The sequence below is a fragment of the Lysinibacillus sp. KCTC 33748 genome, from assembly GCF_002237755.1.
In the GTDB taxonomy this organism is placed as follows: domain Bacteria; phylum Bacillota; class Bacilli; order Bacillales_A; family Planococcaceae; genus Lysinibacillus.
Genome location: NZ_MWSJ01000035.1, coordinates 15,523 through 40,252 on the forward strand (window position 1 = coordinate 15,523; position 24,730 = coordinate 40,252).

The 24,730-nt window shown below is 38.1% G+C and carries 21 protein-coding genes, 1 rRNA gene and 1 riboswitch; of the genes, 9 read left to right on the top strand and 13 right to left on the bottom strand.

Annotated elements, in window-relative coordinates; all coding sequences use genetic code 11:
* Positions 1–56 precede the first annotated feature (56 nt).
* Positions 57–857, top strand: coding sequence for a TIGR00266 family protein (locus B1B04_RS24085; RefSeq protein ID WP_079563985.1), 801 nt, complete (start codon positions 57–59; stop codon positions 855–857).
* A 226-nt stretch (positions 858–1,083) separates the two neighbouring features.
* Here B1B04_RS24085 and B1B04_RS24090 read toward each other — a convergent pair whose 3' ends face one another.
* From B1B04_RS24090 to B1B04_RS24110, 5 genes are all read right to left on the bottom strand, one after another.
* A complete protein-coding gene (locus B1B04_RS24090; RefSeq protein WP_079563987.1) occupies positions 1,084–2,046 on the bottom strand; it encodes a 2-hydroxyacid dehydrogenase in 963 nt (320 codons plus the stop codon).
* A gap of 351 nt (positions 2,047–2,397) precedes the next feature.
* Complete coding sequence (locus B1B04_RS24095) at positions 2,398–2,586, bottom strand: hypothetical protein (RefSeq protein ID WP_139377003.1); 189 nt, start codon at positions 2,584–2,586, stop codon at positions 2,398–2,400.
* A gap of 214 nt (positions 2,587–2,800) precedes the next feature.
* A complete protein-coding gene (locus B1B04_RS24100; RefSeq protein WP_079563992.1) occupies positions 2,801–4,093 on the bottom strand; it encodes a globin-coupled sensor protein in 1,293 nt (430 codons plus the stop codon).
* 237 nt (positions 4,094–4,330) lie between these two features.
* Positions 4,331–5,164: an undecaprenyl-diphosphate phosphatase gene (locus tag B1B04_RS24105; protein WP_079563994.1), complete on the bottom strand. Its 834-nt coding sequence runs from the start codon at positions 5,162–5,164 to the stop codon at positions 4,331–4,333.
* A 104-nt stretch (positions 5,165–5,268) separates the two neighbouring features.
* Positions 5,269–6,348, bottom strand: coding sequence for a metallophosphoesterase (locus tag B1B04_RS24110; protein ID WP_079563997.1), 1,080 nt, complete (start codon positions 6,346–6,348; stop codon positions 5,269–5,271).
* A gap of 279 nt (positions 6,349–6,627) precedes the next feature.
* Between B1B04_RS24110 and B1B04_RS24115 the strand changes: the two genes are divergently transcribed.
* Positions 6,628–7,776, top strand: coding sequence for an acyl-CoA dehydrogenase family protein (locus tag B1B04_RS24115; RefSeq protein WP_079564032.1), 1,149 nt, complete (start codon positions 6,628–6,630; stop codon positions 7,774–7,776).
* Positions 7,777–8,743: 967 nt separating this feature from the next.
* Here B1B04_RS24115 and B1B04_RS24120 read toward each other — a convergent pair.
* The 3 genes from B1B04_RS24120 to B1B04_RS24125 are packed head-to-tail and all read right to left on the bottom strand — an operon-like array spanning position 8,744 to position 11,783.
* Entirely contained in the window at positions 8,744–10,942 is a 2,199-nt protein-coding gene (locus B1B04_RS24120) for a sensor histidine kinase (protein ID WP_079563999.1), read from the bottom strand.
* Between the two features lie 15 nt (positions 10,943–10,957).
* Entirely contained in the window at positions 10,958–11,113 is a 156-nt protein-coding gene (locus B1B04_RS25845) for a hypothetical protein (protein ID WP_170939071.1), read from the bottom strand.
* Positions 11,091–11,783, bottom strand: coding sequence for a response regulator transcription factor (locus tag B1B04_RS24125; RefSeq protein ID WP_079564002.1), 693 nt, complete (start codon positions 11,781–11,783; stop codon positions 11,091–11,093). The genes B1B04_RS25845 and B1B04_RS24125 overlap by 23 nt, the downstream gene beginning before the upstream one ends.
* A gap of 448 nt (positions 11,784–12,231) precedes the next feature.
* On the opposite strand from B1B04_RS24125, the gene B1B04_RS24130 reads away from it, so the two are divergent.
* A complete protein-coding gene (locus B1B04_RS24130; RefSeq protein ID WP_079564005.1) occupies positions 12,232–12,462 on the top strand; it encodes a MerR family transcriptional regulator in 231 nt (76 codons plus the stop codon).
* A gap of 54 nt (positions 12,463–12,516) precedes the next feature.
* Here B1B04_RS24130 and B1B04_RS24135 read toward each other — a convergent pair whose 3' ends face one another.
* The 3 genes from B1B04_RS24135 to B1B04_RS24150 all read right to left on the bottom strand — a co-directional run bounded on the left by B1B04_RS24135 (position 12,517) and on the right by B1B04_RS24150 (position 16,295).
* Positions 12,517–13,503: a homoserine dehydrogenase gene (locus tag B1B04_RS24135; protein WP_079564007.1), complete on the bottom strand. Its 987-nt coding sequence runs from the start codon at positions 13,501–13,503 to the stop codon at positions 12,517–12,519.
* Between the two features lie 781 nt (positions 13,504–14,284).
* Positions 14,285–14,671: a hypothetical protein gene (locus B1B04_RS24145; protein ID WP_079564012.1), complete on the bottom strand. Its 387-nt coding sequence runs from the start codon at positions 14,669–14,671 to the stop codon at positions 14,285–14,287.
* A gap of 322 nt (positions 14,672–14,993) precedes the next feature.
* The gene (locus B1B04_RS24150; RefSeq protein ID WP_079564015.1) at positions 14,994–16,295 is read right to left on the bottom strand and encodes an O-acetylhomoserine aminocarboxypropyltransferase/cysteine synthase family protein; all 1,302 of its coding nucleotides are present in this window, start codon (positions 16,293–16,295) and stop codon (positions 14,994–14,996) included.
* A 117-nt stretch (positions 16,296–16,412) separates the two neighbouring features.
* Positions 16,413–16,526: riboswitch (SAM riboswitch) on the bottom strand.
* A 304-nt stretch (positions 16,527–16,830) separates the two neighbouring features.
* Between B1B04_RS24150 and B1B04_RS24155 the strand changes: the two genes are divergently transcribed.
* Positions 16,831–17,463: a glycerol-3-phosphate acyltransferase gene (locus tag B1B04_RS24155; RefSeq protein ID WP_079564017.1), complete on the top strand. Its 633-nt coding sequence runs from the start codon at positions 16,831–16,833 to the stop codon at positions 17,461–17,463.
* A gap of 180 nt (positions 17,464–17,643) precedes the next feature.
* Positions 17,644–19,125, top strand: coding sequence for a DASS family sodium-coupled anion symporter (locus tag B1B04_RS24160; RefSeq protein ID WP_079564020.1), 1,482 nt, complete (start codon positions 17,644–17,646; stop codon positions 19,123–19,125).
* Between the two features lie 175 nt (positions 19,126–19,300).
* Here B1B04_RS24160 and B1B04_RS24165 read toward each other — a convergent pair whose 3' ends face one another.
* Positions 19,301–20,821 (bottom strand): succinate CoA transferase, encoded by a 1,521-nt coding sequence (locus B1B04_RS24165; RefSeq protein ID WP_079564023.1) that lies wholly within the window; start codon positions 20,819–20,821, stop codon positions 19,301–19,303.
* 284 nt (positions 20,822–21,105) lie between these two features.
* On the opposite strand from B1B04_RS24165, the gene chrR reads away from it, so the two are divergent.
* From chrR to B1B04_RS24180, 4 genes are all read left to right on the top strand, one after another.
* Complete coding sequence (gene chrR / locus B1B04_RS24170) at positions 21,106–21,837, top strand: class II chromate reductase ChrR (RefSeq protein WP_079564026.1); 732 nt, start codon at positions 21,106–21,108, stop codon at positions 21,835–21,837.
* A 291-nt stretch (positions 21,838–22,128) separates the two neighbouring features.
* Complete coding sequence (locus tag B1B04_RS25850) at positions 22,129–22,296, top strand: hypothetical protein (protein WP_170939072.1); 168 nt, start codon at positions 22,129–22,131, stop codon at positions 22,294–22,296.
* A 220-nt stretch (positions 22,297–22,516) separates the two neighbouring features.
* The gene (locus B1B04_RS24175) at positions 22,517–22,987 is read left to right on the top strand and encodes a peptide-methionine (S)-S-oxide reductase (RefSeq protein ID WP_079564028.1); all 471 of its coding nucleotides are present in this window, start codon (positions 22,517–22,519) and stop codon (positions 22,985–22,987) included.
* 204 nt (positions 22,988–23,191) lie between these two features.
* Entirely contained in the window at positions 23,192–24,070 is an 879-nt protein-coding gene (locus B1B04_RS24180; RefSeq protein WP_079564030.1) for a helix-turn-helix transcriptional regulator, read from the top strand.
* 579 nt (positions 24,071–24,649) lie between these two features.
* Here the strand turns inward: B1B04_RS24180 and rrf are convergent.
* Positions 24,650–24,730, bottom strand: a 5S ribosomal RNA gene (gene rrf / locus B1B04_RS24190); the annotation flags it as partial.

Below are 24,730 nucleotides of genomic sequence, written 5' to 3' on the forward strand. Positions count from 1 at the left end.
CTTACATAACATATAATCGTATATAATACTAAATTGAATTTTGGAGGAATCCCATTATGAATAATCACGAAATTGACTACAAATTACATGGCGACGATATGCAATATGTGCAAGTTGAGCTTGACCCGCAAGAAACAGTAGTAGCTGAAGCTGGTGCTTTAATGATGATGGATGATGCTATCCATATGGAAACAATCTTTGGCGATGGTTCAAAAGGAAGCCATGATAGTGGTCTTATGGGTAAATTATTTGGAGCTGGAAAACGCCTAATTACTGGTGAAAGTTTATTTATGACGACATTTACGAACGTTGGTTCAGGTAAACGTCACGTCTATTTTGCTTCTCCTTACCCAGGTAAGATTATTCCAATGGATTTAAGTCAATTAAACGGGAAAATTATTTGTCAAAAAGATGCTTTTTTAGCTGCTGCAAAAGGAGTTTCAGTAGGCGTTGAATTCCAAAAGAAAATCGGCGTTGGCTTCTTCGGTGGTGAAGGCTTCATTATGCAAAAACTTGAAGGAGACGGCATGGCATTTGTTCATGCAGGCGGCGCTATTCATGAAAAGGTGTTACAGCATGGCGAAGTATTGCGTGTTGATACAGGCTGTTTAGTAGCCATGACATCTGATGTACAATACGATATCGAGATGGTTGGAGGCGTAAAAACTGCATTGTTCGGTGGTGAAGGTATCTTCTTCGCTACTTTAAAGGGGCCAGGTAAAGTATGGATTCAATCCTTACCATTTAGCCGATTAGCAAGCCGCGTCTTCGCTGCTGCACCAATTTCCCAAGGCGGTGGCGGTCAATCTAAAGGCGAAGGTGGCATCGGCGGTTTATTTGATATGTTTAATAAATAATAGACGCTATTTAAGAAACCAATCAGCATTCGCGTATAATTTTTATGCAGTGAAGGCTATGGCTACTCACCTTAAATTGAAGTGGTTGATTGGAGTGGAGACTGAGCGACTCCTCGGTGATTAGCAATAGAGGAACGGAAATCACCCCCTCGTTTTGCAAAGAGCCATACTTAATCAACAAGAAAGGAGCACATCACAATTAGATGTGCTCCTTTCTTCATTATCATCAATCTATTCGATTCGAAGGAGTTTGGCCCTGCCCGTAAGCAGTAAGTGCTTTAACGTTCAGCATCAGCATAGCCGTTCTAGTTTGGAGCGAGGCACTACCGATATGCGGGAGTGCTACAACATTAGGAAGCGTCAACAATGGATGATCCAACGCAATAGGCTCTTGCTCAAAAACATCTAGCCCTGCAGCCCACAGCTTACCACTTTTTAATGTGTCATAAAGTGCGTTCTCATCGATAATGCCACCACGTGACGCATTAATTAATACCGCATCATCCTTCATTAAAGCAAGTTCCTCTGCCCCAATAAGTCCTACTGTATCATCGTTAAAAGGTGTCATAATCACAACAAAATCCGATTGTTTTAAAAGATCCTCTAACGATACATATTGAAAGCCGTACATTTCCTCTGCCTCATGGCGACGTCTACGATTGTTGTATAAAATTTTCATATCAAAACCTTTTGCGCGTCTTGCAACAGCTTGACCAATACGTCCCATTCCAATAATTCCTATAGTGGACCCTGAAACATCTTTGCCTACTAATTGCATCGGATACCAGCTTTTCCATTTACCCTCACGCAAATATCGATCGCTTTCTGGAATTCTACGAGCCGTTGCAAGCAATAATCCCATCACAAAATCAGCCGTCGTATTTGTTAAAACTCCTGGCGTATTTGTCGCCATTATTCCGCGCTTACGCAAAGCTTTAATATCAATGTTATTAAATCCAACTGCTAAATTTGTCACAAGCTTTAAATGTGGTGCGTGTACTAACAGCTCTTCATCGACTTGATCAGCAAGCGTTACCCACAGTGCTTCACAATCTGCGACAGCTGCCAATAGTTTTTCCCGCGGTATAACAATTTCCTCCTCCTCCCATTGTTTAATATCATAAAACTCTTCCAATGGTTCAACTATATGTGGCGGAAACTTACGTGTAATAAATAATTTCTTTTTCATATTTCGAACACCTCTCTACTCAATTCGCCTATAGCGTAACACTTAGAACGCTCATTTTCTAGGGATTTCTTATTTTTGCATTTATGACACTATTCCTTTTTTATCACTTCCCAAACTTCATCCGCCTATTTTGTGTTTTGTCCTTCTGAAAAGTGATTTTGTCTTATTATTTATGAAAAATAAAACTAGGCCTATCAATTATGGATAGCATATTATTTAAAAGGTTTGTTCATGAGCTAAGTTGATAGCGCCCAGTGAACAGAAACTCGCTATGGTAATAGGCCATACAAGTGATTTCTAATGAATTGGTTAGGGATAACATTTTGTTAAACGTATGCCATGCAAATAGGTTTATTGGAGTGGAGGATGGGCGACTCCTCGGGGATCAGCGATAGAGGCACGAAGGCTAAAAGCATCATGTCCTGTGATAACACATCCGTGACCAACATCATGCTGTTGCTGTCGCTGCGCTTTCGCATAAACAAAACCAAAACCCTCTGCTGCCGCTACGTTAGCACTACGCTTTCGCGCAAAAAACATCTGTTGGTCCGAGACCCTGGAGCAAGCATCGCGAGTGAAGCGGCTCATCGGACACCCCCAGGAAGCTTTGCTCTGTGCGAAAGCGAAGCGGCAGCAACAAATGTTTTATCTGTGCGAAAGCGAAGCGGCAGCAACAAAGCGCCTATCCGGAACGGAAATCACCCCTTCACTATGCTAATAAATAAAAAACTATGCACAGTTTTATGCATAGTCGTTAAAATTCTCTAATTGTTGTATCTAAACGATTGGCAACTTGTTTTAATTCCTCGGATGATTCTCCAATGGTTTCTATAATTTCCGCCAATTCTGTTATTTTTAGTCCGACGTTTTGGAAGTTTGAGATTGAACCGTTTACTGAACCAGATATGGCATCAAACGCTTTTAAAGAATCCGAGTTTTGCTCAATACTATCGTTCACCAGCTCTTGGATCTCATGAATAGCTTGAACAACATGTTTTGTAATACCATTCGACATCGTAATAAGGTCCCCAATTTGTTCAACTGAACTTTTCGTCTGGTCTGCAAGCTTACGAACTTCACTCGCCACGACAGCAAAGCCTTTTCCGTGCTCCCCTGCACGTGCAGCCTCAATAGCTGAATTTAACGCAAGTAAATTTGTTTGATCAGAAATCCTTTTCACTATTTCAATAACAGCATTAATTTTAGAGGAAGAGTGATTTAATCGCTCCACCATAGCCGACATTTCAACTGTTTTATGATGAATCTCCCCTGTTTGCTCATTGATTTGGACTATTTTTGAATAACCTTCAGACGATACCTTTTGCATTGTTTTTGCCTCGTCGATACTGTCCTTCAAGTATTCATTCACTTCCTTAGCGTTATCAACAAGTTCGGTCACTGTTTCATTCGTGCTATGAGATTGAGTATCTAGCTGCGTAGATATCCCACCTATAACTTCCTTCACATGTACTCGAACGCTATCCTGTTGCTGTTCCATTAATGTCTTAGCATAATGATCATATTCCTCTAGGACAATCTGTTGTTCAAAGCTACATATTTTACTAATCGCTTCGCAAAACTTTTCTTCTTCTTCCCTCGTTAATTGAAGCGTATATACAATCTTTCTTAACAATTTTTCAAGATTTTGAAAGGCTGCTAAATACCACTTGGGATACAGGTTAATCTTTACATGCATTTTTGCGACCCGTCTTCTCTTCTCCAAAAATGCATCATCTATACGCCCTTCGAACATTTCTATAATATGGAGGCGTAATGTTTGGCGTAAACGCTCACTAGAACTGTACTTTTCAATAACTTCACATAAGTCTGGCACACTTTCAATTGCCTGATAAAATGCGGCTACCACCTCTGCGACATTTCGTTCAACATATGGCTTTAAACTTTTAATTAATTGCAAATCTTCATTCGTCAGATTTACTAGATTTAACTGTTGTAAACGTTCCTGATCTTGAATAATAACGCCTATACTTGATTCGTCACTAATCTCAATTGTATTTTTCTTAGGTTTACTTCCAATATGAAACAAGTTCTACACCCCATCGCACCTATGTATATTCTACTAAAAACAAATAATTCTAAAATTAATTATACTGTCTATACAACTGAAATGACAATAAATAGGTAGAAAATATCTATTTTTGTAAAAAGCATTAATCTACCAACCTTACAAACAATACTTAATAACCATACCATTTTTCTTAGAACAGAATAAAATCGCTAAAAAAAAGCCACTCCTTCTTTAATAGAAGAGTGACTTTATACATTACATAAAGATAATAACAGCTAGTACAGCAGCTAATACTAAACGATAAATAGCAAATGGCATTAATTTCACTTTTGAAATAAGCGCTAAGAAGAATTTAATAGATAGTAACGCAAAGATAAATGAGCTAATGAAGCCCACTACATAGAATCCTAAATAATCCATAGATAGCGTATCCCAGTTTTTCAGTACAGATACTAGACTAGCACCAGCCATAATCGGTACTGCCATAATGAAAGTAAAGTCTGCCGCCACGCGGTGACTCATTCCAAATAGAACACCACCCGATATTGTTGCACCCGAACGAGAGAACCCTGGCCAAAGTGATAAACATTGTACTAACCCTACTTTAAATGCTAAACCATAAGAAATTTTATCTAAAGAATCAACGCTTGGTTTTTTCGTTGCAAATTTATCTGCAATAATCATTAAAATTGCCCCAGCTACTAAAGCATAAATAACATGCTCCACTTTAAATAAATGATCATCGATAAAATCTTTCGCCGCAAAGCCAATTATAGTCGCTGGCAACATACCCACAATAACATGTGCTAAATTGAAGTGACCTTTCACTGAGTTCGATTGGCCTTCAATTTTATAAAGTCCCACTAAATTTAACATTCGTTTCCACATAACAACGATAACGGCTAAAATAGAGCCTAGCTGTACAACGATTTTAAATGTATTGGCGGGATACATCCCTAAAAACTCCTCTGTCTTTAACCACATATCGTCCACAATAATCATATGACCTGTCGACGACACTGGTGCAAACTCTGTCATACCCTCGACAAAGCCTAAAATAAGCGCCTTTAATAATTCAATGATATCCACATTGTCACCTTACCTTTTGTTAATTAAATACAAACATATTATAAAATACACTATGAGCTCATTGCCATAACGTGGGTTTGATTTCTGAGTGTCCAGTTCACCTTTTAACGAAAGTTTATATCCACAACCCATAGTTCAGAGCGGCTACCTAGTCGCATTGGAGGACCCCAAAAGCCAAAACCTGATGAAACAAGTGTATGCATTTTCTCCCTCAACTTATAACCATAATCAAGCTCAAATACACTAGCAGTAATATACTGATTGGGCCATAGTTGACCCTTATGTGTATGACCTGACATATGGAAGTCTACGCCTAGTTTTGCAGGCGTATTTAAATCATTCGGGGTATGATTCATGACAAACCAAGGTAAATCATCAGTTGTCTTCAATGCATCTAATTGCTTTCTATCTTTGTTTGTAATATCTTCTTGACCCGTTAATACTAACACATTATCGATTCTAATAGTTTCATCACACAAAATTTTTACATTTGCGTTTTCCATCTCTTCAATAAACTCAGGGATTTTCTTGCCATAATACTCGTGATTGCCAAGTACACCATACACGCCATATGTAGATGATAATTGCTTCATCACATCTGCCATTCCCTCTTTAACAAACCATTTAGGATCATCATCCACAATATCTCCTGCTAAAAAGACGATATCTGGCTTTGCTTCATTCGATAAAGTTACGAAGCGCTGTAAATGACTTTTATTTGATAGAACTCCTAAATGAAAATCTGATGCAACTACAACTCTCATCGATTCTAGTTCACTACTCTTTTTATCCATCGTTATGTCTAAATGACGGACAACGGGTGAATACGCTAGATAGGTGCCCACAACCCCTAATACAAACAACATAGCAATGGCTATACTACCAACTATCTTTACACTGCTAAAGGGACTTAGCCAAATAATCAAGTGTGCTACTAAGCAAAGTAATAATCCATATTCAAAAATAAACATCCAGTAATTACTGATGATTGAAAACATTCGCAAAGACTCATGCAATCTACTAATAATAATACTAAACGCAATGATATACAGCACTAACCAATATAAAATTGGATAGCGGAACCACCCCATCGCCACAAGCCACTGTTTTAATCCCCACCCTAAGTAAAAAGTTAAACCACTATATATACTTATTAAAAGAATTCCACCAATTACTTTAGGCATATTTTAGTTCCCTACTTTCATATAGTCTTAGTTGATTATAGCATTCTCTTCTAGAAAGTAAGGGTAAAGGGGCAACTATCAGTATTGCAAGTGTACATCTTCTATATAATTTAATCGTATGATTTACATGACAATCTAATTAGGAAAGTTACAATATTGTCATCTAGGTAACCTAAAAAACTATAAATAATACACTTTAATTTTTCTGAATATTTCGGTAACATAATAGTTGCAACAGGAAATTTATGCATGTACGAGCAAAAAAGGGGTGTTGTTCATATGACAAAATATAAATTTGAATCAACAGAGCATGAGTTATTCCGTAAAACTTTACGTAAGTTTTTAGCAGAGGAAGCCGAGCCACACTATCCACAATGGGAGAAAGTTCATCTTATTCCACTTGAGTTTTGGCGTAAGCTTGGGGAAATGGGCTATTTATGCCCTCAAGTAGAAGAGCAATACGGCGGTCTCGGGCTCGATTTTAGTTTTGGCGTTATTATTCAAGAAGAGTTAGAGCGTGTAGGTTCAAGCCTTATCGGCGTTGGTCTGCATAACGATATCGTCGTGCCCTATATCGAGGCATACGGCTCCAATGAGCAAAAATCACGTTGGCTACCAAAATGCGTTACAGGCGAAAATATTACAGCCATTGCTATGACAGAGCCAGGTACAGGTTCAGATTTGGCAAACATCCAAACAACTGCCGTTCGGGATGGCGATCACTATGTCGTTAACGGACAAAAAACATTTATTACAAACGGTATTCATACAAATTTAGCAGTCGTTGCTGTAAAAACAAATCCTCAGGCAGAAAAGAAACATCGTGGCATTAGCCTCCTTGTCATTGAGGACGGGACACCAGGCTTCACAAAAGGCCGCAAACTCGAAAAAGTTGGCATGCACGCGCAGGACACAGCCGAGCTATATTTCGAGGATTGTCGCGTCCCTGTAGAAAACCTTCTTGGTGAAGAAGGTAAAGGCTTTATCTATATGATGGAAAAGCTACAGCAAGAGCGTTTAGCAGTGGCCATCGCCGCACAAACGGCCGCTGAAGACATGCTTGCTTTAACAATTGATTATGTAAAATCACGTGAAGCTTTCGGAAAATCAATTAGCGACTTCCAAAACACGCAATTCAAAATTGCCGAAATGGCAACAAAAATTGAACTCGGCAAATCCTTTTTAGAATCCTTAATAGAAGAACATATCGCAGGAAATGACGTTGTAACAAAGGTTTCAATGGCAAAATACTGGATAACGGGAAATGCACGTGAGCTCGCTGTCCAATGTATGCAGTTACATGGTGGCTACGGTTATATGGAGGAATACAAGATTGCTAGAAGATATCGAGACATTCCCGTCATGTCCATTTATGCAGGTACCAACGAAGTTATGAAAGTAATTATTGCTAAGAATTTAGGGTTATAACTGTGAAAGTGGTGTGTGTGGCTCTTCGACAGTAGAGTTGGTTCTCGTTTAGACTGGGGCGTTCCTGTGGGCGTCCGGTGAACCGCTTCGTTTTGATAATATAAAATTCTGGCGCAAATGGTGTGTAGGTTGAAAGTGTAGTGCTAGAGAATTGGCACGATTTAAAGTGAAGAGCCGAGGTGACGGATAGATGGGGCGTAACGACGGATGGATGCGCAGAAGCGACGGTACGAAAAGCCGGAGTGACGGATAGAACCGTCACATTCGTGGATAGAACACCCAAGAACGTGGATTGAATCGCCAAATTCGTGGATAGAACACCCTAAAACGTGGATAGAACCGTCAATTTCATGGATAGCCCCACAAAGTGACGGTATGATATGCCGTAACGACGGATGTATCGGCCATATCGACGGATGTATCCGCCCCAGCGACGGAACTAAGTGCGAAGTGACGGATATAGTAGCCAAGGTCGTGAATGGTCCCGCTAATGCGACGGTATGACGGGCCTTAACGACGGATGGATGCGCAGAAGCCACGGATTGAAGAGCCGAAGTGACGGATAGAACCGTCAAAACGTGGATTGAATCGCCAAATTCGTGGATAGAACACCCTAAAACGTGGATAGAACCGTCAATTTCGTGGATAGCCCCACAAAGCGACGGTATGATATGCCGTAACGACGGATGTATGCCCCCCAGCGACGGAACTAAGTGCCGAAGTGACGGATAGAACCGTCAAAACGTGGATTGAATCGCCAAATTCGTGGATAGAACACCCAAAAACGTGGATAGAACCGTCAATTTCGTGGATAGAACACCCTAAAACGTGGATAGAACCGTCAATTTCGTGGATAGCCCCATAAAGCGACGGTATGATATGCCGTAACGACGGATGTATCGGCCATATCGACGGATAAAACCGTCATAACAAAAACAGCAGCAAAATGATTGCCGCTGTTTTTGGTTTATGCTGTTGGAATTCGAACGATTACTTTAAATAAATCTCCATCTACTTCTATACTCATGCGAGCACCATGCAAATCTACAATGGATTGTGCGATGGCTAGGCCTAGTCCTGAGCCTTCTGTATGGCGTGAAGCATCCGCTCGCTTAAAGCGTTCGAATAACTCATCGGCATTCTCACTAATTTCGTATTTTGCAACATTTTTCACTGTGAATTCAGCATCACCTTCTGCTGTACGTTTCAATGTGACATAAACTCGTGTGCCTTCTAATGCATATTTCAATACATTAACGATTAAATTATCGATTAGTCTCCACCATTTTTGTCCATCTACATAGGCGTAGATTGGCTCATGTGGTTTTGTCATGCGTAAATCTAAATGCGCCTGAGCTAAATCTTCCTCATGCTCCCCTACTGCTTGCTGGACAAGCTGGGTTAAATCAACTCGACTGCGATGAAGCTCCATATTACCACTCGCCATTTTAGATACTTCAAAAAGATCCTCTATTAGTAATTTTAGACGTTCTGATTTTTTATCAAGGATATGAATGTATTGCTTACGTTCTTCCTCTGTAATATCAGGATTTTTCAGTAAATCTGTATACGTAATAATAGATGTTAGTGGCGTGCGTAAGTCGTGACTAACATTCGTAATAAGCTCTGTTTTTAAACGTTCACTTTTTGCCTGCTCATGCATAGACGTACTGACGCCTTCCCTTAAATGATTAAGGTTTTCAGCATGCTCCGCGAGTGGTGATTTGCCCATTACTTTGACATCATGATTTAAACGCCCTTTTGCCATGTCTTTTGTATCCTTCATAATTCGGTTTAAGTAGCCCATTCTAGAAAGGAAAAGAAGCATAGCTGGAATACCGATCATCGCACAGAAGGCCAATACTAGGAAGGGGAATCCGCCACCTCCTATCAGTGTGGCAACAAGACTTCCGCCACCAAAAAATGCTGCCCCAATCATGACAATGGAATGTAATGCAATGGAACGGTTTATAAATAAATCTGTAATGGATTCACCTAGAGACCATAAATAACTAGCTTTTAAATTCTCTTCTAATTTCTGCGCTGTATTCACTCGATCATACAACCAAATCAGCTGTACAAAGAACACCAAAGCAACCATGAATAATACACAAATTTTAAACAAAATAATCATTACATATCTTACATAATTATATGAATCGAAATTGCCTACAATCGATTCATAAGCAATTTGAGATGCTACCAAATATACAAATGCGCTTAATAATAATAATCCGATTGGGTAATCAATTCTCATCTTTGCCAAAGCTTCTTTTCCCTTTAAAGCTTGTATCATCTGTAGTACTTCTTTGCGTCCTTTCCATGCAAAAATAGCTGCCACAATACTCGTTAACCATATAAAGAAGAAAATGTATTGATGGATTATAAAATTGTTATATCCCACCATGATTTGTTCTGCTTGTGCTGATTTTTTTGAGATGGATATTATGCCAGTGTAATCAAAATTCTCACTAAGATCCTCTGTATCCAAGACAGTATCAGTTTGATAAACAATCCCGTTTAAATAACCACTACTTATATTTGAAGTCGTTAATGGATGTTGGTCCGTATACTTTATTTTGAAAGCACTACTATCTGAAACATTACCCGAACGAAATGTTTTACCTGATTCAGTGTTCGTTAATTCATAAGACCAGTGATTATTAGTTTTCACAAAACTCTTTGCTTCTTCTTGTACTGCATTTATATATTTATCAACAAGCTCTTCCCTTTGAGTGAGAATTTTTTTGCGGACATGCTCATCATCCCCAAAATTAGTTGTAATATCTTTAATTTTGGCGTCTCGCTCTTTCTCAAGCTTTGCTTTTAAATCCGCGGCATTTACATTAGCAGCTTCTTGAATACGCGCCTCATATTGGGCTTTAATATTACCTATCTGTTCTCCTAATGATCCATAGCGATTACGGTGTTCCTCGATTTCGCTTTGTGTCACCACAATTTTACTTTTTAAATCTTCAGCCGTTGGTACGTTTAACACTAATGGTCCTAATTCCGACTGAAAATTATCAAGTTGAGGTTGTAAATTTTCAGATTGAAAATAAGACTTCCCAATATATCGATACCCAATTTTTGAAAACGTAAAAATACCGAATATTGCCCAGATTAAACATAAAAGAGCGAGAAGAGGTTTCCAATTTTTCACCATATTTTTAACTCCTCTCTAGAAAATTCTCTCGAGCAATTGTAACATCCCCGGAGAGTGGGCAGTTACTATCTGATACGCATACACGCCAAAATAAATTAGTCCAATAACCCCTGCTACAAACCCTGCAATTGTAACATACTGCTCTACTTTATTTTTCCATTTTATAGCCAACGCCCCACACCACCTTTAAATAACGTGGATTTTTCGGATCTGCTTCGATTTTTTCACGTATTTTTCGAATGTGTACAGCCACAATATTTTCTGCATTGTAAGCTTCCTCATTCCATACACGCTCATAAATCTCTCCTATCGAAAATACACGTCCTGCATTTTTCATTAGTAATTCCGTAATTTTATATTCGATTGGCGTTAATCGAACAGGTTCGCCTTCTAAGTTGACTTCCTTTGCATCTTCATCTAATACAAGACCGTCGATTTCCACCTTTGCTGCACCTTCATTGTACGTCCCAAGTTGTACATAACGTCGCAGCTGAGATTTCACACGAGCCAATAGCTCTAACGGATGAAAAGGCTTTGTAACGTAATCATCTGCGCCTACAGATAGACCATGAATTTTGTCGCCATCCTCTGCCTTTGCACTAAGCATAATAATTGGAATATTGCGCTCTTCCCTAATTTTAAACGTCGCTGTAATTCCATCCATATTCGGCATCATAATATCTAAAATAATTAAATGTACTTCATTGTTTTCTAATTTTTCAATTGCCTCTAAGCCGTCAGCAGCTTTAATGACATTGTAGCCTTCATTTTTTAAATAAATTTCAATACCATCACGAATATCTTGATCATCGTCTGTAACAAGAACTGTTAGTTTCGTCATGATATACACCTCGCTCTCAATAAATAGTGTACCTTTTAAATCTTAAAAACCAGTTATTATAAAAATGAAGAAATTCTTAAGATTTTAATGAATCTCATCACCAAAACGTGTGGTTGATTTCCGTTCCGACTGGGCGCTTTCCCGGGGGCGTCCAGTCGGAACGGAAATCAAACTTATATACAGGATATTAGCAAGTCAATAACATAGTATCCCTTCTAAACAAAAAAAGACAAAGGTGCTATCAATCGTTCAAATGGTTGTACCTGTTAGACGAATTAATTAGAAAAAAAGACATTGTTAATAATAGCCCCACAGCCCATTAACATTAATAATACAGATTTATCAAAAAGTAAACAATTACCATTTTCCTTTTTCTTTCATTTATTAACCTACAGTAGGCTTTCTTTTAACGGGAGGTTATAATATAAACAACAAAAGGAGCGAAATTATGTATAAAACAATTGAAGAAACAGCCATCGACCTTGGTATGCCAGAGGATCAAATACTTCGCTTAGTTTACGAGGGCCGTATTCGTTCAGTATACGATGGGGACCAAATACTGATTAATAGCGGGCAGTTTAGTACTTATTTTGATCAGCTAGATCGTATTAAAGAGGAAATTGAAATTTGGCGGAATACTCCTATTCCAGAGGATATTGATGTTAAAGATGAGGATTAAAAAAATGCCTATCATTCAAACAAATTGAGCATTGTTGAATGATAGGCATATCTATTATATTGTTACGACAAACCCGGCTCTTTTACCGATAATTTCGGCATAATCTTCTACCATTACACTGGCTGTTGGATACATACCTGCCCCAGGTCCAACTAGCGTTAAAGTACCAATATAATTTGTATCCAATGCCACTGCATTATTGACGTCATCAACAGGATAAAGCGGATGTTCTTTATCTACTAATTGTGGACCAACCTTTGCGATCACTTTCCCATCGGCTAGCTTCTCAACCTCAGCAACGTGGCGGTAACGCAAGCCTTTTTCGCACGCTTCTTTTACTTGCTCTGCCGAAATACTATCGATGCCAACTACCTCGACGTCAGCCCAATCTGGTTGTTCACCAAATGCTAAAGCACTTAAAATCATTAATTTTTTAAAGGCATCCTGTCCGGAAATATCATTATATGGATCTGCCTCTGCATAACCTAAATTTTGCGCCTCTTTTAAAGCAGTTTCGAACGACCAGCCTTGTGAACGCATTTTCGTTAAAATATAGTTGGATGTCCCATTTAAAACCCCTTGAATACGACTAACATCATTGACAAGCAAAATGTTTTTCATCGTTTTAATGACTGGTACACCACCAGCGGTTGTTGCCTCAAAGCCCACAAACACACCATTTGCTTTTGCAAGGTCCTGTAGCTCTAAGCCTCGCTTTGCAAACATTACTTTGTTAGCTGTGATAACATGACATTTATGTTCAACAGCGCGCTTTAAGTAAGTAAATGCTGGCTCCTCATTCACGATCGCCTCAAAAACAACTTGCATACCTGGTTCAGCTAAAACTTCATCCATACTAGTTGTCATTAAATGTGCTGTCCCTGGTACACGTTCACGGCTGGCGTCTGTAACTAAAATTTTTGCTACTTCTAGCTCAATGCCTAATTTATTTTTAAGCTCTTCACGCTTTTCGTTTAATATATGGTAAATTCCTTGACCTACCGTTCCAAATCCTAATATAGCTGCCTTTATAGTTGCCATTTCTGTTATTCCCTCCAACTTACATTCCGCAGTTTCATTATATTTATTTCGTCTCAGCTTAATTCGTACAGATTTTGAATTGTTCGCTGACTTTACAAAGCAGGTCAGTTTGCCGTGTTTAACACTTCGTCTTCAGACAGATATTTAGTCATGGTGTTTCACTCTCACTACAAAAAATATTCTGAATGAAAATAAAGTCTGTGAAACACACAAATTCAAATAATTCAAAATTTAACTTATTGAAGATTGTATCGTAAATACATACATTGCACAAGAAAAATCTTTCTAGGATGGACATTTGTTTCCCCTAGAAGTGCAAAGGAAATCGTTTTCATTCCTTTTATTATATGATTTTTCACTTGATCTATAAAATAATTGAACAAATATTGACGATTCATATAAAAATAAGGATCATCACAATAGTGTGGGGTTGATTTTCGTTGCGGCTGGGCGCTTTCCTGGGGGCGTCCGATGAGCCGCTTCACTAGCATTGCTCGCTCCAGGGTCTCATCTGTGACGCTGATCCCCAAGGAGTCGCCCAACCTCCACTCCAATCAACTTATATTTGTTTAATTTTAACAAATATCACTCACAGCTTTTGGTGATGAGCCAAAAATAAATGCCTTTCTTCTATTATATTTATGTAAATACATTCCTAAAAATTGTTCTTTTGAAATATATTAATAAAAATTTTTTCAATTATGTTACTATATCTTCCAACATCTAATTAAAAAGCTCATTCCCTGTAGCAGCAGAGAATGAGCATAATTATATGAGGGATTTAACTAGCTTTGGCTAGTAATTTATAACGATATTGTGTTAGCACTTGTTGCACCAGTCTTATTTCCTCTAGCTTAAAATTTGGTATTGCATACGTACGTTCAACTAATTGGAACGTGCCGTATTTTAAGTAATACTCTGTCGCAGGTAGAGGAATATGACTTGCTCCGTAGCCTTCATAAGTCTCAAAAACTTCTTTTACTGTATAGCCTTCTTCTTTGACATAAACAAACTCCTTAAAAGCTGAATGTCCAAAGTTCTCTTGCCATTTACTCTCAACTGATGCAAGTATGTTTTGAATGGACATGTTGTTCACAAAAACATGACCTTCATTTAACTCATAAATAAGATAAGATGCAATGTTTTGCGCACTATACACATTTCCCATTTAAAACACTCCTTTATCATCAGTATTGGTAGATAAGAGTAGTTACTGACTTAGCAACTACTCCGCTTCATATATTTCAAAAGTGGGGAGCACTTATGAAAACTAAATGTCGAACGATTTTCTTATTTCCTAGTATAAAACAAGGATTTAAACAAGTCAACAATACTTATTGAATTACTAGGTATTATTTTTAAAGAATTTCAGTTACCTTTACCGAATGAGGCAAGCGGATGATGCAGCAACGTTTTACGCATTACCAAATGAGGCCTATCGAATGGGAAAACACGTAAACGCTACAACATTAGCCAATTACTTTTATTTATTAGGCTTCTACTTGTTGTTGTGAAACTGTTACTTGTTCAATAGCTTGTTCTAAATCTGCAATAATGTCCTCTACTGCCTCTAAACCGATGGATAAGCGAATGAGCGACTCGGTTACGCCAGTTTGGATTAGCTCCTCAGCTGATAGTTGCTGATGTGTAGTAGATGCTGGATGGATAATTAATGACTTCGCATCCCCTACATTTGCTACGTGCGAGAATAATTTCACACTATCGATTAATTTACGCCCTGCTTCACGCCCACCTTTAATACCAAATGTAAGCACTGATCCGAAGCCATTTCTCAAATACTTTTTAGCTAACTCATGGGTAGGGAAATCTTCTAAGCCATTGTAATTTACATATTCCACAGATGGGTGGTTTCGTAAATATTCAGCTACCGCTAATGCATTTTCATTGTGTTTAGGAATACGCAAATGAAGCGTTTCTAAACCTTGTAATAAATTAAATGCTGCATCTGCACTTAATGTTGGTCCAAAGTCGCGTAGTAATTGCACTCGCAGTTTTGTGGCAAATGCAGCCGCTGCTGTGTCAATACCATAACGCAAACCGTGATAAGAAGCATCTGGCTCTGTAAAGCCTGGGAAGCGTCCACGAGTCCAATCAAACTTCCCTGCATCTACTACAACGCCACCTAAAGTTGTACCATGGCCGCCAATCCATTTTGTTGCGGAATGAACAACGATATCTGCACCGAAATCAATTGGTGTAGAGCCATATGGTGAAGCAAATGTGCTATCAATAATTAATGGTAAGCCGTTTTCATGTGCTACATTCGCTACTGCTTCGATGTCTAGCACTTTTAAACTTGGGTTACCGTAAATTTCAGCGAACACTGCTTTTGTTTTATCTGTAATAGCTGCTCGGAAATTTTCTGGATTTGTTTCGTCTACAAAAATTGTTTTAATACCGTAGTTTGGTAGTGTGTTGGCGAATAAATTATAAGTACCTCCGTACAAAGAGCTACCTGCAACAATTTCATCACCTGCCCCTGCTAGATTTAAAATTGAAAATGCAATAGCTGCTGCACCAGATGAAAGTGCTACCGCCGCTGTACCGCCTTCTAATAAAGCGACGCGTTTTTCAAAAACATCTACAGTTGGGTTTGTAATTCGTGTGTAAATATTGCCAGCTTCCTCTAAGGCAAAAAGACGTTGCGCATGAGCAGTGTCTTTAAAAACGAATGCCGTTGAGCGATATACGGGTACTGTACGAGATCCTGTTACCGGGTCCGGCTCTTGGCCACCGTGTAACAGCAATGTTTCTGGTTTAAAATTTGTCATTGTATACCTCCATATGGTTATTTTTTTACGATGGCACCGGAGATGAGGAGGATTTTTTAAGTAGAAAACAAAAACCCTCTTCAGCTAAGAAGAGGGTTGCGGTTGCAAGTTTTCCTCCCCTTATCTGTCAGATCCAAGTAAGAATCTGTAGGAATTAGCACCTTAGCAAGCTCGTCACTTACTGGTTGCCGGGCATCATAGGGCCTATCCCTCCGCCGCTCTTGATAAGAGTATGTGATTCAATTTCCATCGTTGTTACAAAGTATAAACATAGACATTTTCTCTGTCAACACTAAAATTTTATTTTTTCCGAAACTTCTGTCTGCTTTTTTACGTATTACGAACGCATACATTATTTTAGTGTTACATAATTCATCACTAAAAGTTTCGGGGTGAAATTTGTTAAAATATACGCCCTTTTTATTAGTTGATTGGAGTGGAGGCGAAGCCAGCGTCAGCAACAAAGCGCCCAGCCGGAACGGAAATCAATCACACGTTTTGGTGATGAGCTTATTATATAGAAAGGAGGACTTTTATGTTAAAAGCCGTTATCATTTTTCTTCTTGTCGGTTATTTGATTGGCTGTATTCATGGCTCTAAAGTTGCTCAGTTTTTATCTGGGGTAGATTTAAAAAAGACTGGTTTTGGCAATGCAGGTGCCTCTAATGCCACGCTTTCCCTTGGATGGAAATACGGCATATTAGTCGGACTTATCGATATCGGTAAAGGTGTTGTAGCTATAATCGGTGCACATGTCTATCTTGCTGATATAACACAATTAACTGAAGTACAAGTTTGGCTCTTTATTTATATCGTAGCAGCCGGTGTCATTCTAGGTCATAATTTCCCATTTTATATGGGATTCAATGGCGGCAAAGGAACTGCTTCAATTATCGGGATATTACTTGCGATTGATTGGAAAGTTGGCTTATTTGCACTCATTTTATTTGTTATTTTTTCTTTCGTGACGAGCTTTTTAATTGTCGGTGTACTTGAATTTTATCTCGTTTTTTGCACAGCCACATATTTATGGATTCCTGGGGTCGGCCCAACGTGTATAGCCTTATTTCTTTTTGGTATAGCCATCATTTTGCATATCGAAAATATTAAACGATTGATGCTAGGAACTGAGCCTAAAGTTACCTCAGCATTCAAGAAGAAAAACTAATATCTTTGGATATTTTTGTCTTTTCTATGACCGCGTATTTTCTCGTAACTGCCCATTATCGCTATTACTAGAAAGCATTTGAACACACTAGCTTTTTTTACAATAAATAGACAATTTACTTTCTTAATAAAGCATTTTACTAGTCGATGTTATAGAAAATGCTAGAAAGGATGAGAAAGTATGTCTACTTCTGAACAAGCAAAACCGAAACGTAATTTAAAGCCACTCTGGATTGCATTAGCGTTCGCATCCCTCATCATCATAACTTTTTTACCGAACAACGGCGATTTACCTGTAGCTGGACAACGGGCTTTGGCTATTTTAGCTTTCGCGGTCATCCTATGGGTTACAGAAGCAGTATCCTATCCCGTTAGCTCTGCCATGATTATTGCTCTCGTTACAATTTTACTAGGATTAGCTCCATCAATGGAAGATCCCACGAGAGAGCTAGGAACATCAGATGCATTAAAATTAGCATTAAGCGGATTTAGTAATTCAGCAGTTGCACTAGTAGCCGCAGCTCTTTTCCTAGCGGCAGCCATGCAAATTACCAATTTACATAAACGTCTTGCGCTATGGATTCTTTCACTAGTAGGGACAAAAACGAAAGCCATTGTCTTCGGTGCTATTTTAGTATCTATTGCACTCGCATTCTTCGTCCCTTCTGCTACTGCACGTGCAGGCGCAGTTGTACCAATACTACTCGGAATGGTTGCAGCATTTGGTTTACCACGTGATAGTCGACTTGCTGCTTTACTTGTCATTACCTCTGTCCAAGCTGTCTCCATTTGGAATATCGGTATTAAAACAGCAGCAGCACAAAATATGGTTGCTTTAAATTTCATTAAAGAACAATTTGGTGTGGATATTTCTTGGGGTGCTTGGTTGCTTTACGCAGCCCCCTTCTCCATCATCATGTCAGTAGCTCTATTTTTCATTATGATTACACTAATTAAGCCTGAAACAAGTAATATCGAAGGTGGCCGAGAAGTAATCAAAAAACAACTTGCAGAACTTGGCCCACTAAAAGCTCCCGAAATTCGATTAATCATAACATCTGCCGTTTTACTATTTTTCTGGGCTACTGAGGGCAAACTCCACCCATTCGATACGACAACGGTCACAATCGTTGCAATCGCCATTTTATTAATGCCCAAAATCGGTGTCTATACGTGGAAGCAAGTTGAACCGCATATTCCTTGGGGTACAATTATCGTCTTTGCAGTAGGAATTATGTTAGGAACAGTCTTGCTTAATACTAAAGGTGCATCTTGGTTATCTGATAAAGTATTCGGTTCACTCGGTTTAGATTCTATGCCAATTCTTGCAACCATTGCCCTTGTCACTTTATTCAATATTCTTATTCACTTAGGCTTTGCGAGCGCAACAAGCTTAGCATCTGCGCTTATACCAGTATTTATCGTTTTAGCCTCAACATTAACAGCTAATGTCGATCAGGTTGGTTTCGTTATCGTGCAACAATTCGTTATTAGCTTCGGCTTCCTCTTACCTATTAGTGCACCGCAAAATATGCTTGCCTATGGTACAGGAGCCTTTACAACAAAGGATTTCTTAAAGTCTGGTATTCCATTAACGATCATTGGATACATCCTAGTTCTTCTATTCTCCGCAACATATTGGAAATGGATTGGATTATTGTAAAAAGAAGCTTTGGAACTTTGTTTTTCTTCGGGCGCAGAGCATTTCGGGGATTACCCGATCACTTCGTAGGCCTCCCCGTCTATTCCACAGATACCTGAGCTTTTTGGATTATGTTATTAACAATGAAAAGCCTTGAAGGAACAAATAAACTATCCTTCAAGGCTTTTTTAATTTATTATTTCGATAAAGCTGGGTTCTTCATCGTGCCATTTTTTGCGTAATTCACATGCCATGAGAGCGCTTTTTCTAAAATATGTGGCGTATGATGTCCACCTGTTGCTTCATTGGCATCATTAAAATACTTCCATAGCTGCTCACGATATTCCGGGTGTGCACAGTTATCGATAATGAGTCCAACCCTCTCTTTTGGAGCAAGCCCACGTAAGTCTGCTACTCCCTGCTCTGTTACGATGACGTCTACATCATGCTCTGTATGGTCTACATGTGACACCATTGGAACGATACTAGAAATATTTCCGCCTTTTGCATAAGATTTTGTGACAAAAATACCTAATCGTGCATTACGCGCAAAGTCTCCAGAACCGCCGATTCCATTCATCATTTTTGTGCCAGAAACATGTGTAGAATTCACATTCCCGTAAATATCTACTTCTAATGCCGTATTAACAGAAATCAACCCGAGTCGGCGAATAATTTCTGGTTGGTTAGAAATCTCTTGCGGACGTAATACTAGTTTATCTGTATATTTTTCAAAATTACCATAAACTCTATTTCCAACTTCCTCGGAAAGCGTAATTGAAGTAGCAGATGCGAAGTTTACCTTTCCGGCATCAATTAATTCGAATACCGCATCTTGCAATACTTCTGAATATACTTCTAAGTTCTCAAACTCAGAATCTTTAAAACCTAATAAAACGGCATTTGCTACTGAGCCCACACCCGATTGAATGGGCCTTAAGCTTGTTGTTAAACGACCTACTTTAATTTCTTCACGTAGGAAATTTAATAAATGATTAGCCATAATATCCGTTTCTTCATCCGCAGGAACAATCGTGGACGGCGCATCTAAAATATCTGAAATTACAATGCCTTTTACTTTATTTAAATCTAGTGGTATACCAATTGTGCCAAGCCGATCGGATACATTTTGCAATGGTATTGGATCACGTTGCCCTTGTAATCCTGGTACAAAAATATCATGGACACCTTCTAATTCATCAAGCTGAGCTACGTTCAACTCAATAATTATTTGGTCTGCCTCTTGCACAAAAATCGGAGAGTTACCAACTGAAGTTGTAGGAATTAGTAAGCCGTCTTCTGTAATAGCAGCTGCTTCAATAATCGCAAAGTCAATGGGACCGATAATACCTTGACGTACTAGCTCCGCATTATGTGATAGATGCGCATCAACGAATGTGATGTCACCACTGTTGATTTTGTTACGAATGCCGGCATCTGCTTGGAAAGGCCCACGTTTACGAATAACGCCAGCTTCTGCTAAGTATTGGTCGACTTCTGGGCCTAGTGATGCACCTGTATATACATCTACCTTGAAGTTCTCCTTTTTAGCTTTTTCCACAAGCGCAAGTGGTACCACTTTTACGTCACCCGCACGAGTAAATCCACTCATCCCAAGTACCATACCATCCTTAATCCAAGACGCTGCTTCATCTGCTGTTACTACCTTGCTCCGTAGCTGTTCATTTCGAAGCTTTTTCACCAACTTTTCTTCCATCCTTATTCCTCCATCCCACTTTATTATGCTCAACTAGATTACCCGGTTTATTCCTATCGGCGCCTTTATCCATTTATTAGAAATACAACCAAATAAACCTCCCACATATAAGTTTAAACTATTCAGAATTTTTAATCTATAAGTAACAAAATATTTTACTTTACGAGAAATTTTATGCATTCTTAAATTATTTAAAAATAATTTGAGTACCAAAAAAATTCGATTTTGATGATGAAGCGTGATATGCTCTTGATATATAGAAAGAGGAAAAGGAGATTTAATAAATGGTTAAAGAATTATTACGCAACCACTCTTCGGTTCGTATTTATGATGGAAATCCGATTTCAAAGGAAATTATTGAAGAATTAATTGCTACTGCACAAATGGCTGCTACATCACATTTTGTGCAAGCCTATAGTGTTATTTGGGTAACAGATGAAGAGAAAAAAGAAAAACTAGGGTTACTCTCAGGTAATCCTCGTCAATACGAAACTTCTGGCGGTGCCTTTGTCTTCTGTGTAGATTTCAAACGTCTTCAATCAGCAGGCAAATTAGAAGGTGTAGACATCGTTGCTGATTCCGCAGAAAATGTACTTGTTGGGGTGGCCGATGTATCATTATTCGCGCAAAACTTTGTTGTTGCTGCAGAATCTATGGGATATGGAATTTGTTACATCGGAGGAGTGCGTAATAAGCTAGAAGAAATAAGCGAATTATTCAATCTACCTGACTACGTTTTCCCACTATTCGGCTTAACAATTGGGGTTCCTGCACGTCGCAATGAAGTAAAACCTCGTTTACCTGTCGCAGCAGTATTACATGAAAATGAATACAATACAGAAAAATACGAGGAGCTTTTACCAGCTTACAATGACACAATGGAAGCATACTATAATAATCGCTCATCCAATCGAAAAATTGATAACTGGACAAAGCAAATGGCTGATTTCTTAATTGAACAGCGCCGTCCTCATATTAAAGATTTCTTAGCGAAAAAAGGTTTTAATTGGAAATAACCTCGTCAACAAGCTATGTGAAGTTACTATCGCATGATAGTAATTTCACTTTTTTCATACAGTTTTCTTTGGCTTCTAAAAGCTATGATAAATCAAAGGGAGTAAATCGATGACCCTATTATCATGATTAGATATCTCCTTGCAGCTATGCTAAAGGTAATTCTTTATTAGGTATTTAAATTTATATCACTCTAAAGAGTGTGAAGAAATACGGAACAGGATAGTTCAACAAAGCATATGTTATGATTAAAGAAATGAACTAACAAGGATGCTTTGGAGGTATACAGTAGTATGTCACATCCGTATGAACAATTTGAGGGCACACCACTATGGGACGCAATTAATAAAGGTATAGATGACCTTGCTGAGAATAATGATATTGAAGAAACGACAAGCAGAGAGTACATAGTCGGCTATCTTTGCAAATTAATAAACGAGTCAGTAGCGAAAGATACGTGAATGTGCTTGTTGAACTAACGTGAATTATAGATCACTGAGTTGCATATGCAGCTCTTTTTTTCTTTATTGAACTACCGGCGCAGTTTAGTTCAACAATCGAGCCATATTGTAGAATAATAAAATTTGTCATTACTTTAATTTGTAGTAGACTTAGTTACTACATTTCCCCCTATTTACTTGGAATGAATTTTTTTATTCTTACACAAAGAGGAGAGTCAATATGGAAATAGTATATTTTGCAGGTGGATGTTTATGGGGAGTACAAGCTTTTATAAAAACTTTACCTGGAGTTAAGTTTACGGAAGCAGGAAGAGCTAATGGAACAAGTCGTACACTTGAAGGTGATTATGATGGGTACGCCGAATGTGTAAAAACAGAATTTGATCCGACAGTTGTAACAATCAAGGAATTAATGGGATATTTTTTTGAAATCATTGATCCATACAGTTTGAATAAACAAGGACAGGATGTTGGCGAGAAATACAGAACAGGAATATATAGTGAAAAACATGACCACTTAAAAGAGGCGAAGGCGTTTCTTAGTGAGAGAAATGATTACAACCTTATAGTTGTTGAAGTATTACCTCTTACAAACTATATGAGAAGTGCAGAAGAACATCAAGATAGGTTAGCTAGATGCCCAGATGATTATTGTCATATTCCAGAAGAAATATTAAATAGGTATAAGTAAGGGAGATTATTATGGGATTTAATCATCTCAGCGATTGGGCGCGATTGTTTAATAAGTGTCTCGGTTTGCCCCCCTCTTTTGGGATTAGATTGCAAAATCAATTTTTATACTATACATCCGATTATAGAAAGAGAAATAAAATAGCAATTAATATCAAAAAATAAAATGATATATCCTCTAAACTTAGGAAGTGAGGTGAGCAATATGTATAGCAAAGTGACTCAAGATGTAATTTATTCTTTAGAAGAGTGTTTATTAGATGAATGGCAGTTAGATGATTACGCATCACATATTGGCTATTCAAAATTTCATTTATCACGTATTTTCAAACAAGAAACTGGATTGACGATAAGTGAATATATTCGAAAACGAAGACTGGCAATAGCAGCAATGTATTTATTATATTCAGATGAATCAATAATTCAAATTGCGTTTGAGTTATGTTATCAATCACAAGAAGCATTCACACGTTCTTTTAAAGAGCTATATAAAATGCCACCTGGCAAATATCGCAAGATCATGCGAACACTTCAAGGGATGGAGGAAAAAAACATGAGTGATTTAACGACTATTAAAGGCTGGATTTTAAGTGGTTCACACCCTACTTTTTACGAAATGAAAACGGATGGACAAATATTTCATACAGGCATGAAATCAGGTTTACTGGCTTCGAAAACGGATGTAGGTGAAGGGCAATTCGGGACAATGATGCAAAGTTTTTCAGCAGAAAATTGGTTAGGGAAACGTATAAAACTGTCTTGTTTCTTAAAAACAGACGAAGTTGTAAAATGTGGAGCTTGGTGTCGCGTAGATAATAGTACAGGTGACGTGATTCAGTTTGATAATATGGATAATAGACCTATTCAAGGTACAACAGACTGGAACTTCTATTCGATTGTATTAGATGTACCAAAAGAAAGTGCTTCAATTCACTTCGGTATTCTATTAATAGGAACAGGTAAAGTGTGGGCTGATGGATTTAAGTTTGAAGAAGTAGATTTATCTGTTACATCAACAAATATGCTTGGTCAAGAAAAAAACTTGCCATTAGAGCCGATTAATTTAGGTTTTGATGAAGGGTGATTATTTTTGACATAGTTATTGATTCATTGTTTTCACTCTATACATCACTAGGTTTTGGGATTAAAGGAATAAAAAATCCAATCGAAAGTGGAGACACTAGGTAAAGAATATCCTGAAATGCTACAATACTAAGGATTTTTGAAACTGACGATACCATAGAAAAGTTAATGCTAAGCCTAAATTTGAAAAACGACTTGGAGAAAAAGAGATTTGTCTCGTTAACCCATCAACGTTATATAAACTGTTTACTATATTACAGGAAAAGAAAGTATATTGATCAATCATTGTTCAATATACTTTCTTTTTAAATGCTATAAAGTTTTTACAGAAAGTACTTCCAAACAACATTTGTATGACTTGTTGTCAATCTTGCCCTATGTTAACTTCACTTTTATAAAAAGATATAGATAATAAGCTTCGAAAGACGTAAGCTATTTTAATAAAAGTTTCTTAGCATCGATCTTTATAATAAGATTCTTCATTTCCCACCTTTGGATTAATAATTGGCAGGAACCAATATGTTTGACTAAAAAAATTGCAAAAAAAAAGCCGAGGAATAAATCCACGACTTTTTAAGGTGCCTAGCGACGTCCTACTCTCACAGGGGGAAGCCCCCAACTACCATCGGCGCTAAAGAGCTTAACTTCCGTGTTCGGTATG

Coding starts and splice junctions, on each gene's coding strand:
- B1B04_RS25850 (WP_170939072.1), top strand. CDS start 22,129: ATGTCACATCCGTATGAACAATTTGAGGGCACACCACTATGGGACGCA.
- B1B04_RS24160 (WP_079564020.1), top strand. CDS start 17,644: ATGTCTACTTCTGAACAAGCAAAACCGAAACGTAATTTAAAGCCACTC.
- B1B04_RS24165 (WP_079564023.1), bottom strand. CDS start 20,821: ATGGAAGAAAAGTTGGTGAAAAAGCTTCGAAATGAACAGCTACGGAGC.
- B1B04_RS24130 (WP_079564005.1), top strand. CDS start 12,232: ATGTATAAAACAATTGAAGAAACAGCCATCGACCTTGGTATGCCAGAG.
- B1B04_RS24115 (WP_079564032.1), top strand. CDS start 6,628: ATGACAAAATATAAATTTGAATCAACAGAGCATGAGTTATTCCGTAAA.
- B1B04_RS24155 (WP_079564017.1), top strand. CDS start 16,831: ATGTTAAAAGCCGTTATCATTTTTCTTCTTGTCGGTTATTTGATTGGC.
- B1B04_RS24125 (WP_079564002.1), bottom strand. CDS start 11,783: ATGACGAAACTAACAGTTCTTGTTACAGACGATGATCAAGATATTCGT.
- chrR (WP_079564026.1), top strand. CDS start 21,106: ATGGTTAAAGAATTATTACGCAACCACTCTTCGGTTCGTATTTATGAT.
- B1B04_RS24120 (WP_079563999.1), bottom strand. CDS start 10,942: ATGGTGAAAAATTGGAAACCTCTTCTCGCTCTTTTATGTTTAATCTGG.
- B1B04_RS24135 (WP_079564007.1), bottom strand. CDS start 13,503: ATGGCAACTATAAAGGCAGCTATATTAGGATTTGGAACGGTAGGTCAA.
- B1B04_RS24175 (WP_079564028.1), top strand. CDS start 22,517: ATGGAAATAGTATATTTTGCAGGTGGATGTTTATGGGGAGTACAAGCT.
- B1B04_RS24180 (WP_079564030.1), top strand. CDS start 23,192: ATGTATAGCAAAGTGACTCAAGATGTAATTTATTCTTTAGAAGAGTGT.
- B1B04_RS24085 (WP_079563985.1), top strand. CDS start 57: ATGAATAATCACGAAATTGACTACAAATTACATGGCGACGATATGCAA.
- B1B04_RS24095 (WP_139377003.1), bottom strand. CDS start 2,586: ATGTTTTTTGCGCGAAAGCGTAGTGCTAACGTAGCGGCAGCAGAGGGT.
- B1B04_RS24145 (WP_079564012.1), bottom strand. CDS start 14,671: ATGGGAAATGTGTATAGTGCGCAAAACATTGCATCTTATCTTATTTAT.
- B1B04_RS24150 (WP_079564015.1), bottom strand. CDS start 16,295: ATGACAAATTTTAAACCAGAAACATTGCTGTTACACGGTGGCCAAGAG.
- B1B04_RS24110 (WP_079563997.1), bottom strand. CDS start 6,348: ATGCCTAAAGTAATTGGTGGAATTCTTTTAATAAGTATATATAGTGGT.
- B1B04_RS24090 (WP_079563987.1), bottom strand. CDS start 2,046: ATGAAAAAGAAATTATTTATTACACGTAAGTTTCCGCCACATATAGTT.